The sequence below is a fragment of the Endozoicomonas atrinae genome, from assembly GCF_001647025.1.
In the GTDB taxonomy this organism is placed as follows: Bacteria; Pseudomonadota; Gammaproteobacteria; order Pseudomonadales; family Endozoicomonadaceae; genus Endozoicomonas; species Endozoicomonas atrinae.
Genome location: NZ_LUKQ02000980.1, coordinates 1 through 208 on the forward strand (window position 1 = coordinate 1; position 208 = coordinate 208).

The window sequence follows — 208 nt, forward strand, 5'->3', positions numbered from 1 at the left end:
GTGGATTTATTGCTGTCTGGAGTGATGTTCACCAGTATATAGGCAGTGGTGGCCAATACGATTTATATATGCGGCGGTTTAATGCTGATGGAACAGCAAGAGACGCGCAAGAGATTCAGTTAACCAATTCTTCAACTGAGCAAAATTACCCTGCCATTACCCAGTTATCCGATGGCAGTCTGGGCATGGCATGGATCCAGTCAGGCAG

The 208-nt window shown here is 46.6% G+C and carries 1 protein-coding gene; it reads left to right on the top strand.

Going from position 1 to position 208, the window contains the following annotated elements; genetic code table 11:
* On the top strand, positions 1-208 hold a 208-nt coding region (locus AK963_RS36515), incomplete at both ends, for a hypothetical protein (RefSeq protein WP_238593929.1).